11 protein-coding genes are annotated in these 13,126 nt (G+C 68.0%); 7 read left to right on the forward strand and 4 right to left on the reverse strand.

The annotated features are described in order from the left end of the window. Nucleotides 1-24: 24 nt before the first annotated feature. The 4 genes from AC1RVW_RS01185 to AC1RVW_RS01200 form a co-directional block, all read right to left on the reverse strand. The gene (locus AC1RVW_RS01185; protein ID WP_493197545.1) at nucleotides 25-2,340 is read right to left on the reverse strand and encodes a xanthine dehydrogenase family protein molybdopterin-binding subunit; all 2,316 of its coding nucleotides are present in this window, start codon (nucleotides 2,338-2,340) and stop codon (nucleotides 25-27) included. Next, entirely contained in the window at nucleotides 2,337-3,326 is a 990-nt protein-coding gene (locus AC1RVW_RS01190) for an FAD binding domain-containing protein (RefSeq protein ID WP_493197547.1), read from the reverse strand. Before AC1RVW_RS01190 ends, AC1RVW_RS01185 begins: the two co-directional genes overlap by 4 nt. Continuing rightward, a complete protein-coding gene (locus tag AC1RVW_RS01195) occupies nucleotides 3,323-3,829 on the reverse strand; it encodes a 2Fe-2S iron-sulfur cluster-binding protein (RefSeq protein ID WP_493197549.1) in 507 nt (168 codons plus the stop codon). Before AC1RVW_RS01195 ends, AC1RVW_RS01190 begins: the two co-directional genes overlap by 4 nt. Nucleotides 3,830-3,981: 152 nt before the next feature. Beyond that, entirely contained in the window at nucleotides 3,982-4,764 is a 783-nt protein-coding gene (locus AC1RVW_RS01200; RefSeq protein WP_493197550.1) for an exodeoxyribonuclease III, read from the reverse strand. Between the two features lie 220 nt (nucleotides 4,765-4,984). Between AC1RVW_RS01200 and AC1RVW_RS01205 the strand changes: the two genes are divergently transcribed. From AC1RVW_RS01205 to AC1RVW_RS01235, 7 genes are all read left to right on the forward strand, one after another. Continuing rightward, nucleotides 4,985-7,288, forward strand: coding sequence for an FdhF/YdeP family oxidoreductase (locus AC1RVW_RS01205; RefSeq protein WP_493197552.1), 2,304 nt, complete (start codon nucleotides 4,985-4,987; stop codon nucleotides 7,286-7,288). Nucleotides 7,289-7,419: 131 nt separating this feature from the next. Then, nucleotides 7,420-7,908, forward strand: a complete 489-nt coding sequence (locus AC1RVW_RS01210) for a hemerythrin domain-containing protein (protein ID WP_493197554.1) — start codon at nucleotides 7,420-7,422, stop codon at nucleotides 7,906-7,908. Nucleotides 7,909-8,006: 98 nt separating this feature from the next. Next, nucleotides 8,007-8,516: a low affinity iron permease family protein gene (locus tag AC1RVW_RS01215; RefSeq protein ID WP_155742663.1), complete on the forward strand. Its 510-nt coding sequence runs from the start codon at nucleotides 8,007-8,009 to the stop codon at nucleotides 8,514-8,516. Then, nucleotides 8,513-8,914 carry a response regulator gene (locus AC1RVW_RS01220; protein WP_081271029.1) on the forward strand — a complete coding sequence of 134 codons (402 nt, stop codon included), beginning with the start codon at nucleotides 8,513-8,515 and terminating at the stop codon, nucleotides 8,912-8,914. Before AC1RVW_RS01215 ends, AC1RVW_RS01220 begins: the two co-directional genes overlap by 4 nt. Nucleotides 8,915-8,923: 9 nt before the next feature. Next, on the forward strand, nucleotides 8,924-11,536 hold the full coding sequence (locus AC1RVW_RS01225) for an excinuclease ABC subunit UvrA (protein ID WP_493197556.1): 2,613 nt from the start codon (nucleotides 8,924-8,926) through the stop codon (nucleotides 11,534-11,536). A 115-nt stretch (nucleotides 11,537-11,651) separates the two neighbouring features. Continuing rightward, nucleotides 11,652-12,524 carry a glucose 1-dehydrogenase gene (locus tag AC1RVW_RS01230; protein WP_106937920.1) on the forward strand — a complete coding sequence of 291 codons (873 nt, stop codon included), beginning with the start codon at nucleotides 11,652-11,654 and terminating at the stop codon, nucleotides 12,522-12,524. A 179-nt stretch (nucleotides 12,525-12,703) separates the two neighbouring features. Next, nucleotides 12,704-13,114 (forward strand): hypothetical protein, encoded by a 411-nt coding sequence (locus tag AC1RVW_RS01235; protein ID WP_081271026.1) that lies wholly within the window; start codon nucleotides 12,704-12,706, stop codon nucleotides 13,112-13,114. Nucleotides 13,115-13,126 lie beyond the last annotated feature (12 nt).

Genomic DNA, 13,126 nt, shown 5'->3' on the forward strand with positions numbered 1-13,126 from the left:
TCTCGGCGGGGCGGGCTGGCACCCTCAGCCCATCAGCTTGTCCAGGGTGATGGGCAGGGTGCGGACACGCTTGCCGCACGCGTTGAACACCGCGTTGGCCACGGCGGCGCCGACCCCGGTGATGCCGATCTCGCCGACGCCGCGCGCGCCCATGGGCGAGTGCGGGTCAGGGATGTCGGTCCACATCACATCGATCTGCGGCACGTCCATGTGCACCGGCACGTGGTAGTCGCTGAGGCTGGGATTCATGATGCGGCCGTTGCGTTCGTCGAACTGGGTCTCTTCCATCAGCGCGAGTCCCAGGCCCATGACGATGCCGCCGCGGAACTGGCTGGCCGCGGTCTTGGCGTTGACGATGCGGCCGCAGTCGAACGAGCCCAGGAAGCGGGACACGCGCGTCTCGCCCGTCACCTCGTTCACCCGCACTTCGCAGAACATGGCACCGTGCGAATGCATCGACCAGTGCTGCACCTCCAGCGGCCTGGGCGCGTCGGCCTCGACCGCCAGCGTGTCGCGGCCGGCGCGCGCCAGGATGGCCGCATAGCGCTCGAACCGGGCAGGGTCGTCGGCTTTTGCCAGGCCCCCATCGCGCCCGATGACCTCGTCCGGCTGCAGGCCGTGCAGGGGCGATTCCTTGCCGCAGAGCTTCAGCAGTGCGGCGAACAGTTCGTGCTGCGCCGCCATGACGGCGCTGCCGATCGACGCGGTCTGCTGCGAACCGCCCGCAAGCACCACCCCGGGGAAGGCCGAGTCGCCGTGGCAGAACCGGACCTGATCCATGGACAGCCCGAGCCGCTCGGCGGTGACCTGCGTCTGCGCCGTGGCGGTGCCCATGCCCATTTCATGCGCGGCGATCTCCACCGTCGCGTGGCCGTCGCGCGAGAGCGTGATGCGGGCCGCGCCGCCCGGCATCCGGTAGTACGGATACGTGGCGGTGGCGCAGCCCATGCCGATCAGCCACTCGCCGTCGCGGCGTGCCGCCGGCGTCGCGTTGCGCCGGTTCCAGCCGAAGCGCTGCGCGCCCGCGCGGTACGCCTCGACGATGTGCCGGGACGAGAAGGGCACGCCCGTGGTCGGATCCTTCTCGGGCTCGTTGCGGATGCGCAGCTCGATCGGGTCCATCTTCATGGCGTGGGCCAGCTCGTCGATGGCGCTTTCCAGCGCGAAGGTGCCCACCGCCTCGCCGGGCGCGCGCATGAAGGTGTTGGCCAGCATGTCGAGCGTCGCCACCTCGACGTCGAGCTTGAAGCTGCCCGCCGCGTAGGCCGAGCGTGCCGGCAGCACGAACGGCTCCGGCATGTTGTTGTGCTCGGTCATGGTCACGACGCCGGTGTGGATCAGCGCGTCGAAGCGTCCGTCCGCCTGTGCGCCGATGGCCACGCGCTGCTCGGTGTTGGTTCGCCCGCCCACGACGCGATAGACCCCTTCGCGCGATAGCATGATGCGCACCGGCCGCCCGGCGAGCTTGGAAGCCGCCGCCGCCAGCACCTGGTGGCGCCAGAGGGTCTTGCCGCCGAAGCCGCCGCCCACGAACTGCGAGGTCACGTGCACCTGCTTCTCGTCGATCCCGAAGATCTCCGCCATGGACCACGCCATGTGCGCCACGGCCTGCGACGCGTCATGGATGAACAGTTCGTCGCCCTTCCAGGCGACGGTCGCCGCGTGCAGCTCGATGGCGTTGTGGTTGTGGCGCGGCGTGGCATACGTGACGTCGACCCGGTGCGCGGCGGCAGCCAGCGCCGCCTCGGCGTCGCCGATCTCCATCTTCAGCGGCTCGCCCTGGAAGGTGCCGGGCTTCGTCCCCTTGGCCTTCGCAGCCGCGAACGCGGTCGTGGCCGGCTCGCGGTCATAGACCACGTGCACCAGCGACGCGGCGTGATCGGCTTGCTCCTGCGTCCGGGCGAGCACGACGGCGATGGGCTGGCCGTTCCAGTGGACCTGATCGTCCTGCAGGATGGGCAGGTCGTCGCCGCCGGCGGCCTTGTCCTTGGACATGAACAGCGGCATGGGCTTCATGCGCGGTGCGTTTCCGTGGCTCATGACGAGCTCCACGCCGGGCGACGCCTCGGCGGCGGCCGTGTCGAGCGTGGCAATGCGCCCGCGCGCGACCGTGCTGTAGACCAGCGCGGCGTAGAGCATCCCTTCCAGAGGGAACTCGGCCGCGAACCGCGCCTGTCCCTGCACCTTGAGCGGCCCGTCCAGGCGCGAGACCGGCGCACCGACAAGGCCTTGCGCGCGCGCGATCAGCGGGTCCGGCGTGCCGCCGGGCATCCACGCGTCGGGCGCGGCCTCGATGGCTTTCTTCATGACCGCCTGGACGGTCTCCTGGATGATGCTCATGCTTTCATCTCCTTGAGTTCGGCAAGCACTGCCGCGATCGTTCGCCGGGCGAGTTCGACCTTGAATCCGTTGTGGCGCAGGGGCTGCGCCTGGGCGAGTTCCGCCTGCGCGGCGGCTCGGAATGCCTCGGCGGTCGCTGGCTGCCCGCGCAGCGCGTCTTCCGCCTTCCAGGCGCGCCAGGGTTTGTGCGCGACACCGCCGAGGGCGATGCGCACGTCCTTGACGGTGTCGCCGTCCAGTTCCAGGGCTGCCGCCACCGACACCAGCGCAAAGGCATAGCTGGCGCGGTCGCGCACCTTGCGGTAGGTCGAGCGCGCGCCGAAGGCCAGCGCGGGCAGCTCCACGGCGGTGATGAGTTCACCGGGCCTGAGCTGCGTTTCGAGCTCGGGCTGATCGCCGGGCAGGCGATGCAGGTCGGTGAATGGCAGCGCGCGTTCGCCTTCGGCGTTGCGCAGGTGCACCACGGCACCCAGCGCTGCGAGCGCCACGCACATGTCGGACGGATGCGTGGCGACGCAGCTCGGCGAGGCTCCCAGGATGGCGTGATAGCGGTTGATGCCCTCGGCCGCGTCGCACCCCTGCCCGGGATGGCGCTTGTTGCAGCGCGAGCCGCCGTCGTCGTCGTAGAAGTACGCGCAGCGCGTGCGCTGCAGCATGTTGCCGCCCACCGTCGCCATGTTGCGGATCTGCGCGGATGCGCCGGCGGTGATGGCCCGTGCCAGCACCGGGTAGCGCGCTCGCACCGCCGGGTGCGAGGCGAGGGCGGTGTTGCGGGTGGCCGCGCCGATCAGCAGGCTGCCGTCGGCGCGCTCTTCGATCTCGTGATCGAGCTGCGTCACATCGACCAGCGCGACGGGGCGCTCGATGGTCTCGCGCATCAGGTCGACCAGGTTCGTGCCGCCGCCGAGGTACTTGGCGCCGGGCCGGGCGCCGAGCTCGAGCGCATCGTCCACGTTCTGCGCCCTGCCATAGGTGAAGGGAGTCATGTGGGCGCCCTCTCGAATTCTTCGGCGATCGCCGCGGCGATGCCGTTGTACGCGCCACAGCGGCAGAGGTTGCCGCTCATGCGTTCACGCAGTTCGTCGTGGGTGAGCGCAATGGCCGGCGTGCGCAGATCGGCGGTCACGTGGCTGGGAACGCCGCGGCGGAGTTCCTGCACCATGCCCACGGCCGAACAGATCTGCCCGGGCGTGCAGTAGCCGCACTGGAAGCCGTCATGCGCGACGAAGGCCTCCTGCAACGGATGCATGCCTGAGTCCGGCGCGAGGCCCTCGATGGTGGTGACGGACTTGCCCTGGCACTGCACCGCCAGCGTCAGGCATGACAGCACGCGTTCGCCGTCGACGAGCACGGTGCAGGCGCCGCAGGCACCCTGGTCGCAGCCCTTCTTGGCGCCGAACAGATGTTGGTGCTCGCGCAGGAAATCCAGCAGCGAGACCCGTGGGTCGTCGGGCAGCTCGGCTGTCGACCCGTTGATGGTGATTGGCATGTGCGTCCTCGTGGGGAAGAGGTGTGTAAACAGTTGTCGCGACGCGCACGACGCGCGTCGGATGCGGGGACTGATTTCTTAACACGCGCAAGCCGGCGGCGGCGTCAGCCATTTCCTTCAGCACCCCGGGGTGCAGCGCCCTCGGCCGGCGGTCAGGCCGCAGGCAGGTCGAGCTCGATCCAGGCGGGCGCGTGGTCGCTCGCGCCGGGACGTCCCCGCACGTCGCGGTCGACCCCGGCCGCGCGCAGCATGGGCGCCAGTTCCGCGTTCAGCAGCAGGTGGTCGATGCGCAGACCGGCATCCCTTGGGTAGCGGTTGCGCCAGTACGTCCAGAACGTGTAGGGCACGCGGTCGGGGTGGCAGGCGCGGATGGCGTCCGTCCATCCCTGCTTCATCAGCCGCGCGAAAGCCAGCCGGCTCTCCGGCTGCAGCAGCGCGTCCTCGCGCCAGGACGCGGGGTTGTAGATGTCGGCATCGGTGGGCACCACGTTGTAGTCGCCCGCCAGCACGACGGGCATGCCGCTGGAGAAGAGCTTCTTCGCATGCCGGTTGAACGCCTCGAACCACTGCAGCTTGTAGTCGAACTTCGGCCCGGGCTGCGGGTTGCCATTGGGCAGGTAGAGGCAGCCCACCACCACGCCGTGGACCACCGCTTCGACATAGCGGCTCTGCGGATCGTCGTCCATGCCCGGCAGGCCGCGTCCCGTTTCGATCGGCTCGCATCCGCGCGCGAGGATGGCCACGCCGTTCCACGCACGCTGCCCATGGGCGACCACGCCGTAGCCTGCGCTGCGGATCGCCTCCAGCGGCAGCTTCTCGTCCGGCGACTTGAGCTCCTGCAGGCAGGCGACGTCGGGCCGGGATTGCGCCAGCCACTCCAGAAGGCGTTCCAGGCGGCTTCCGATGCCGTTGACGTTGAAAGTGGCGATCTTCATCGTGGCGCTCCCCCAGGGAAGAAATAGCGGATCTTCATCCCGCGCCGGTTGCACGTGCGTGGGACAAGGCATCCTCCCGGGCGGTGACAACGCTTGCAGCGCGGACCTGCGGGCTGGCCGACACCCCCTGTAGACGCACAGGCGCGCTCGGCGGCGGCCTACAGGCAGCAGCCGGCAACGGTATACGGTTGCGGCACTCTTGTTCTTCTTGGAACCGTCAGTGACAGACAGCACGCGATTCGAACCCTATACCCACTCAGCGGGCGGCTGGGGTTCCCTGAAGGCCGTGAGCACCTACCTGCTGCGCGAGCGAATTCCCATCGTCGGCGCGGAAGCGCTCTGGAAGCAGAATAAGCCCGGCGGGTTCGCCTGCGTGAGTTGCGCGTGGGCCAAGCCCGAGCATCCGCGTCCGGCGGAATTCTGCGAGAACGGTGCCAAGGCCACGGCGTGGGAGCTCACCGCCAAGCGTGCGCCCGCATCGTTCTTCCTCGAGCACACGGTGAGCAGCCTGCTGGCATGGAGCGATCACGACCTGGAAGCGCAGGGCCGCCTGACGGTGCCGATGAAATGGGATGCCGATTCCGACCGGTACCTGGAGATCGGCTGGCAGGAGGCCTTCGAAGGCATCGGCGCCGAGATGCGTGCCCTGCATGCACAGGATCCCGCATCGGTGGTTTTCTATGCCTCGGGCCGGGCCTCGCTGGAGGCCAGCTACATGTATCAGTTACTCGCACGCCTGTACGGCAACAACAACCTGCCCGACAGCTCGAACATGTGCCATGAAAGTACCTCGGTGGCCTTGCCCGCGACCATCGGCGTGCCCGTGGGCACGGTCCGGCTGGACGACTTCGAGCTGTGCGATGCGATCTTCATCTTCGGCCACAACACGGGCGTGAGCAGTCCGCGCATGCTCCACCAGCTGCAGGACGCGCGCAAGCGTGGCGTGCCGATCGTCACGTTCAATCCGCTGCGCGAGCGAGGGCTCGTGGAGTTCGTGAACCCGCAGTCGCCCACCGAGATGCTCACGCCGGCGAACACCCAGATCAGCACCCAGTACCTGCAGGTGAAGAACGGCGGCGATCTCGCCGCGCTCACCGGCATGTGCAAGGCGCTGGTCGCGGCCGACGACGACGCCCTGGCGTCGGGCCGGGCGCGCGTGCTGGACGCGGCGTTCATCGCCGAGCACACCGACGGCTTCGACACCTTCGCGGCCTTCCTGCGCGAAGCAGGCTGGGACGACATCGAGTCGGAGTCCGGGCTGTCGCGCGAAGCGCTCGAAGCCGCGGCCGCCACCTTCGCCGGCGCGAAGGCGGTGATCGGCATCTACGGCATGGGCCTCACGCAGCACCGCAAGGGCGTGGAGAACGTGCAGATGGTTTCCAACCTGCTGCTGCTCGGCGGACACATCGGTCGGCCGGGCGCCGGCATCTGTCCCGTGCGCGGCCATTCGAACGTGCAGGGGCAAAGGACCGTGGGCATCACCGAGAAGCCGGAACTGGCCCCCCTGGACAGGCTGGCGACGATGTACGGCTTCGAACCGCCGCGCGAAAAGGGCCTGAACACGGTGGAGACCTGCGAGGGCGTGTTCAAGGGACAGGTTCGCGCCTTCATCGGGCTGGGCGGCAACTTCGTGCGCGCGGTGCCCGATTCCGACCGGCTGGAGCCGGCATGGCGCAACCTGCAGTTGACCGTGCAGGTGGCCACCAAGCTCAACCGCAGCCACCTGGTGCATGGGAAGGTGTCGTACCTCCTGCCTTGCCGGGGCCGCATCGAGGTCGACCGCCAGGAAAGCGGCGAGCAGACCGTGGCGATGGAGGATTCGACCGGCGTGATGCACGCTTCCCGGGGCGTTGCGGAGCCGGCGGCGGCCACGCTGCTGTCGGAACCCGCCATCGTCGCCGGCATTGCCAAGGCCAGCCTGCCACCGAACCCGAAGGTCCCGTGGGACGGCTGGGTGGCAGACTATGCCCTGGTGCGCGACCACATCGCGCAGGCTTTCCCGGAGATCTTTCACGACTTCAATGAGCGCCTGAAGGCGCCAGGGGGCTTCCCGCGGCCGCTGCCCGCCAAGGAGCGCGTGTGGAAGACACCCAACGGCAAGGCCTGCTTCAAGGGCTATGGCAACCTGCGCGCCGATCCGGACACGCCCGAGACCGGTCCCGAGGTGCTGCGGCTCATGACGCTGCGCAGCGACGACCAGTTCAACACCACGATCTACAGCCTGGACGACCGCTTCCGCGGCGTCTACGGCACGCGCCGCGTGCTGCTGATGAACCACGACGACATCCGGCGGCTCGGCTTCGCGGAAGGCGACAGCGTGGACGTGCACACGGCCGTCGATGACGGCCATGCGCGAAGCGTCCGGGGGCTGCGCGTCACGCCCTGCGACATCCCGGCGGGTTGCGCGGGCGGCTACTACCCCGAATGCAATCCGCTCGTGCCGCTGGCGCACCACGCCGAGCACAGCAAGGTGCCCGCTTCCAAGGCCATTCCGATCCGGCTGAGCCCGTCTGCGAATGCCTGACGAAGGCGAAGCCGCTCTCGGCGGTGCTGCGCACGGTTTCGGCGAGACCGACTCCGGATCGGGAAGAGGTCCTACGAGCCTGCTTTCAACGCATCGCGATCGTTCGATGAACCAACCCACGGAGACCCCCGATGACCACCAAGCGCGCCCAACCCGATGCATGCTCCCTGCTCGATGCAGACCACAGGAACGTCAAGAAGATGTTCGCCGCCTATGAGGAGCTCACCAAGTCAAGAGCCGCTTCCGCGCGCGACAAGCGCCGCGACCTCGCAATGCAGATCTGCATGGAGCTCACGGTGCATGCGCAGATCGAGGAAGAAATCTTCTATCCCGCGGCTCGCGCGGCGATCAAGGAGACGGATCTTCTGGATGAAGCGGAGGTCGAGCACGCGGGTGCGAAAGACCTGATCGCCCAGATCCAGGAAGCAGGCGAGGTGGACGACATGTTCGACGCGAAGGTCAAGGTCCTGGGCGAGTACATCGACCACCATGTGAAGGAAGAACGCAACGAACTCTTCCCGAAAGCGAGGGTGGCGCGCAAACTCGACCTGGTGGCGATGCGCGACGAACTCGCCGCCCGCAAGGAGGAATTGATGGCCGAGATGTCGGTCATGGCCTGAGGGACGTCTTTTTCCTGCCCGCTTCCCTTGCCGGCAAAGCGAGCCGCCCTTCGGGCGGCTTTGTCGCATGTTGACCGGAGCCCGAACGTATGCCCGACATGACCTCATCAGATTGGCAGTCCGCCGACGATCCCGTCGGCTCGATGCCCGACACCGCCAGCGCTTCGTATGCCCGTCGGTCGCGCGTGCTGTCCGCCTTCGACCACTTCGCCAGCCGGGTGACGCGCTGGGCGGGCACGCCGCTGGCGTTCTGCATGGCGCTCTTGGCGGTGCTGTTGTGGGCACTCGTCGGCCCGCTGTTCCACTTTTCGGAGAACTGGCAGCTGGTGATCAACACGGGCACGACCATCGTGACCTTCCTGATGGTCTTCCTCATTCAGCAGAGCCAGAACAAGGACAGCGTCGCGCTGCATCTCAAGCTCAACGAACTGCTGGCAGCGAGCAAGGTCGCGAGCAATCGCATGATCGGCATCGAAGACCTGGACGAGCAGGACCTGCGCGAGGTCGCGGAGTTCTACGTGCGGCTTGCAGCACGTGCGCGCAACTCTGTCGCCTGCAAGGAGCGCCACTCGATCGACGAGCAGAATCTTGCGGAGCAGCGATCATGAAGTTCGCCGTTTTCCTGGTGGAGGACGAGCCTGTCATTCAGGAAAGCCTCAAGGTCGTGATCGAGGGTTTCCTGCGCGCGGAGGTCATCGGCGCGGCGCGTTCCGAAGCCGAAGCCGTGGCCTGGCTCCAGGCGAACGAAGGCGGCTGGCACCTGCTGGTGGTGGATCTGTTCCTCACGCAGGGATCGGGGCTCGGCGTGCTCTCCGCACTGGCGCAATGCGCGCGAAGGGGCGCGGTGGTGGCATTGACCAATGCGGCGTCGCCTGGCAACCGCACCGCCTGCCTGCGGCTCGGTGCGGACGCGGTCTTCGACAAGGCCGCCGAGATCAACGAGTTCCTGAGCTACTGCGAGACCGCGGCAAAGCGGCATCCGGGCCAGGCGCGCAGCCTGCCCTGAAGCGCAACCATGCCGGATCCAAAATTCGCCCCTGACCGGTTCGTTCGCGTGCGCGGCGCGCGTGAACACAATCTGCGCAACGTGGATGTCGACATCCCGCGCGACGCGCTGGTGGTCTTCAGCGGCATCTCGGGCTCGGGCAAGTCATCGCTCGCCTTCGGCACGCTCTATGCCGAAGCGCAGCGGCGCTATTTCGAATCGGTCGCACCGTATGCGCGCCGGCTGATCGACCAGGTGGGCGTGCCCGCGGTCGATGCCATCGACGGCCTGCCGCCGGCGGTGGCCCTGCAGCAGCAGCGCGGCACGCCGGGCGCCCGCTCGTCAGTGGGCAGCGTCACGACGCTGTCGAGCCTGCTGCGCATGCTCTATTCGCGGGCGGGCGACTACCCCGCGCGGCAACCCATGCTGTACGCGGAAGATTTCTCCCCGAACACGCCGCAAGGCGCCTGCCCGACCTGCCACGGCCTGGGCCGTGTCTTCGAGGTCACCGAGCAGTCGATGGTGCCCGACGACACGCTCACCATCCGCGAACGCGCGATCGCCGCCTGGCCGCCCGCGTGGCACGGGCAGAACCTGCGCGACATTCTGGTGACGATGGGCATCGACGTCGACAAGCCCTGGCGCGAGCTGCCGAAAAAGACGCGCGACTGGATCCTCTTCACCGAGGTGCAGCCCACGGTGCCGGTGTATGCGGGCTTCACGCCGGCCGAGACGCGCGCCGCCCTGCGCAGCAAGATGGAGCCGAGCTACCAGGGCACCTTCATGGGGGCGCGAAAGTATGTGCTGCACACCTTCGCGACCACCCACAGCGCGTTGATGAAGAACCGCGTCGCGCGCTTCATGGTGGGTGGCGATTGCCCCCAGTGCCATGGCAAGCGGCTCAAGCAGGAGGCCCTGTCGGTACGCTTCGCGGGCCATGACATCGGCGAGATCGCGCGCATGCCGCTGCATCGGTTCGCGGATGTGCTGCGGCCCGTGGCACTCGGCGACGCCGCCGGTGCCGCGGCTCCGGGGCCGGTCCGGCGCGCCGCGCTTCGCACGGCCGGTGCGGGCGCGGGCAGCCATGCGGGCGCACCCGACGTGCGGCGCACGCCCAACCAGTCGCAGGAAAAGCGCATGGCCGCACAGCGCATCGCCCACGAGATGCTCGAGCGCGTGACCACGCTGCTCGAGCTGGGGCTGGGCTACCTGTCGCTCGACCGCAGCACGCCGACGCTCTCGCCCGGCGAACTGCAGCGCCTTCGGCTGGCCACGCAGATCCGCTCCAACCTCTTCGGCGTCGTGTATGTGCTCGACGAGCCCTCGGCCGGCCTGCATCCCGCGGACGGCGAGGCGCTGGTGCTCGCGCTCGAAACGCTCAAGCGATCGGGCAATTCGCTCTTCGTGGTCGAGCACGACCTCGACCTGATGCGGCGCGCCGACTGGCTGGTGGATGTGGGGCCGGGCGCGGGAGAAGAGGGCGGCGTCGTGCTCTACAGCGGGCCGCCCGAGGGCCTTCGCCACGTGGCGCAATCGCACACGGCCCGTTACCTGTTCTCGGCGCAGTCGGCGCCCGCGCGGGCGTCGCGCACGCCGAAGGGATGGCTGAAGCTGGAGGGCGTCACGCGCAACAACCTGTCGGGCGTGGCGGCGGCATTCCCGCTCGGTGTGCTGAGCGCCGTGACCGGCGTGTCGGGCTCCGGCAAATCCAGCCTGGTCAGCCAGGCGCTGGTCGAACTGGTGGCCGCGCATCTGGGCCATGAGCCGCCGCCGGCCGAGGAAGAGCAGGGGGACGAACCGGCGGTCGCGGGCCGCACGGGTGGACGCATCGTGCAGGGCATGGAGGGAATCCGGCGGCTGGTGCGCGTCGACCAGAAACCCATCGGCCGCACGCCGCGTTCCAACCTGGCGACCTACACCGGGCTCTTCGACCATGTGCGCAAGCTGTTTGCCGCCACCCGCGCCGCGAAGGCGCGTCGTTTCGACGCCGGGCGGTTTTCGTTCAACGTGGCCAAGGGCCGATGCCCGACCTGCGAGGGCGAGGGCTTCGTCAGCGTCGAACTGCTGTTCATGCCCAGCGTGTACGCGCCTTGCCCGGCCTGCCACGGCTCGCGCTTCAACGCGCAGACATTGAGCGTGCGCCTGCGCGGGCGCACCATCGCCGATGTGCTGGGGATGACGGTGGAAGAGGCATACGCCTTCTTCGAAGCCGACGCTGCCATCGAGCGGCCGCTGCAATTGCTGAGGTCCATCGGACTGGGCTACCTGCGGCTGGGGCAGCCCGCCACGGAATTGTCGGGCGGCGAGGCGCAGCGCATCAAGCTCGCCACCGAACTGCAGCGGGCGCAACGCGGCGATGCGCTCTATGTGCTGGACGAGCCGACCACGGGCTTGCATCCCGCCGACGTCGACAAGCTGACCGCGCAGCTCAACAGCCTCGTGGATGCGGGCAACACCGTGATCGTGATCGAGCACGAGATGCGCCTGGTCGCGGGCTGCGACTGGGTGATCGACATGGGGCCCGGGGCCGGCGGGGAAGGGGGGCGCATCGTCGCCAGCGGAACGCCAGGCGACGTTGCAAAGAGCACGCAGGGCCGCACCGCCCCCTATCTGGCGCGCTGGACCGCATCCGGGCGCGGCTGACGGGCGCTCGGAATCGAGCGCATCAGGTCGGGCGTTTGTCCGACGGCAGCGTGTTCCTCGGCGGGTAATTTGAACGGCAGACACGCCTGATTCACACCCCCCGAAGGAGCACACCATGACGGATCCACTGCACGCCGGTCCCCGACCGCCTTTCCACACACCCGAACAATCGCCGCCCGGACTCGAGTCGAAGATGGAGCCGCGGCCCGACTTCGGCGAGTCTTCCTATGTCGGCAGCGGCAAGCTGCAGGGCAAGGCTGCGCTGATCACCGGTGGTGACAGCGGCATCGGCCGTGCCGTGGCGCTTGCCTTCGCGCGGGAGGGCGCCGACGTGCTGATCTCGTACCTGGCCGACGAAGAATCCGACGCACAGGTGTGCAAGCAGCTCATCGAGCGCGAAGGCCGGGTGTGCGTGGCCGTGCCCGGCGACATCTGCGAGGAGGCGCATTGCAACCGGCTCGTCGCGACCGCCATCGAGCGCTTCGGCAAGCTCGACGTGCTCGTGAACAACGCCGCGTTCCAGATGAGCCACAAGGACCTGGGTGAGATCACGGCCGAAGAGTTCGACCGCACCTTCCGCACCAACGTCTACGCCAACTTCTTCCTTTGCAAGGCTGCCTCGGCGCACATGCGGCCGGGCAGCGCGATCATCAGCACCGCGTCGGTCAACGCGGACAAGCCCAATGCCACGCTCGTCGCCTACGCCGCGACCAAGGGCGCCATCCAGAACATGTCGGGCGGCATGGCGCAGTTGCTCGCGGAAAAGGGCATCCGCGTGAATTGCGTGGCGCCGGGGCCCTTCTGGACGCCGCTGATTCCCTCCACCATGCCGCCGGAGAAGGTCAAGGAGTTCGGCAAGCAGACGCCGATGAAGCGTCCCGGCCAGCCGGCGGAGCTGCAGGCCGTGTATGTGCTGCTGGCCTCCGACCAGGCGAGCTACATCTCGGGCGCGACCATACCGGTCACGGGCGGCGTGCCGTTCATCTGAGGCTGCGGGAGATGGCGGCAGGCCCATGTGCACTTCCTGCCTGCGCGCGCGAATGGCAACGACCTAGCCCGCTTGAAGGCGTCGTCCTACCCGGAAGGTCTTTCCGATTTCCTACATTGATTTCACCGGAGACGCACAGTGCACTCCGCAGATCAATCAACTCCGTGAGGGACATTCCCATGAAAAAACATCTTCTCGTTCTCGCCATCGCTTCTTCCTGCTTCGCCATGACCGCTGCCAACGCAGCCGACGGCATGACGAAGGATCAATACAAGGTCGCCAAGGAAAAGATCTCGGCCGACTACAAGGTGGCCAAGGCCAAGTGCGACGCGTTGAAGGACAACGCCAAGGACGTGTGCATGAAGGAAGCTAAGGGCACTGAAAACGTCGCCAAGGCCCAACTGGAGCAGGACTACAAGCCGAGCGCCAGCCACGCCAAGAAGGTCGCCGAAGAGACCGCCACCATGAACTACGAAGTGGCCAAGGAAAAGTGCGACGACCAGTCCGGCGATGCCAAGAGCGCCTGCGTGAACCAGGCCAAGGCCGATCACGACAAGGCCAAGGCCGACATCAAGGCCATGAAGAGCTGATTTGTTTCAGCG

The sequence above is a fragment of the Variovorax sp. MPBD4-3 genome (assembly GCF_058809745.1).

Coding starts and splice junctions, on each gene's coding strand:
- AC1RVW_RS01190 (WP_493197547.1), bottom strand. CDS start 3,326: ATGACTCCCTTCACCTATGGCAGGGCGCAGAACGTGGACGATGCGCTC.
- AC1RVW_RS01195 (WP_493197549.1), bottom strand. CDS start 3,829: ATGCCAATCACCATCAACGGGTCGACAGCCGAGCTGCCCGACGACCCA.
- AC1RVW_RS01225 (WP_493197556.1), top strand. CDS start 8,924: ATGCCGGATCCAAAATTCGCCCCTGACCGGTTCGTTCGCGTGCGCGGC.
- AC1RVW_RS01200 (WP_493197550.1), bottom strand. CDS start 4,764: ATGAAGATCGCCACTTTCAACGTCAACGGCATCGGAAGCCGCCTGGAA.
- AC1RVW_RS01210 (WP_493197554.1), top strand. CDS start 7,420: ATGACCACCAAGCGCGCCCAACCCGATGCATGCTCCCTGCTCGATGCA.
- AC1RVW_RS01230 (WP_106937920.1), top strand. CDS start 11,652: ATGACGGATCCACTGCACGCCGGTCCCCGACCGCCTTTCCACACACCC.
- AC1RVW_RS01235 (WP_081271026.1), top strand. CDS start 12,704: ATGAAAAAACATCTTCTCGTTCTCGCCATCGCTTCTTCCTGCTTCGCC.
- AC1RVW_RS01215 (WP_155742663.1), top strand. CDS start 8,007: ATGACCTCATCAGATTGGCAGTCCGCCGACGATCCCGTCGGCTCGATG.
- AC1RVW_RS01220 (WP_081271029.1), top strand. CDS start 8,513: ATGAAGTTCGCCGTTTTCCTGGTGGAGGACGAGCCTGTCATTCAGGAA.
- AC1RVW_RS01185 (WP_493197545.1), bottom strand. CDS start 2,340: ATGAGCATCATCCAGGAGACCGTCCAGGCGGTCATGAAGAAAGCCATC.